Origin of the sequence: Desulfovibrio piger, from assembly GCF_012843875.1 — a bacterium.
GTDB lineage: Bacteria > Desulfobacterota > Desulfovibrionia > Desulfovibrionales > Desulfovibrionaceae > Desulfovibrio.
This window is the reverse complement of sequence record NZ_JABAFY010000132.1, coordinates 1-528: the sequence shown is the minus strand read 5'-3', so window position 1 is coordinate 528 and position 528 is coordinate 1. Positions and strand designations below refer to the sequence as shown.

Genomic DNA, 528 nt, shown 5'->3' with positions numbered 1-528 from the left:
ACCGATTTTCTTCGGATCCGTGATCGTGGCCCTATGCTGAACCGGACCTTTGGGTTCCAGAGCTTCAGTGATCCCCGAAGAAAGGTCATACTCCAGATAGCCTACTACTCTGGCATAGCGGCATATTTGCCCTACAATTTGCCCCACACGCCGAGCCATTTCCCGACGTCCCTGACTTTCGATGGCATGGAGGGCAAGGATGATATCCCGGGGCGTGAGCTGCTTTATGGGAATGTTCCCAAACGAGGGAAAGACGTGTCGTTCCAGCCGTTGCATCTTGAGACGGCGGGTGCTTTCTGTCTGGGTGACCGTGCGCTTTTCATACCACTCTTGAGCGACAACGCGGAAGGTAAGGTTGGTCTCCTCGTCCTGTTGCTCCTGTTCAGAACGATATTGCTCGTTGGGGTCAAGGCCTTGCACTAGCAGCCCATTGACGGCGTCGCGTTTTTCGCGGGCTTCTTTTAGGGAGATGGTAGGATACGGGCCTATGGTGAACTGTTTTTGCGTGTTCCCTTCTTTCCAGAGCAT

1 protein-coding gene is annotated in these 528 nt (G+C 54.0%); it reads right to left on the bottom strand.

Annotated features, from left to right (window positions below):
- A partial coding sequence (locus HF854_RS12475) for a tyrosine-type recombinase/integrase (RefSeq protein WP_168936565.1) occupies window positions 1-528 on the bottom strand: 528 nt, incomplete at both ends.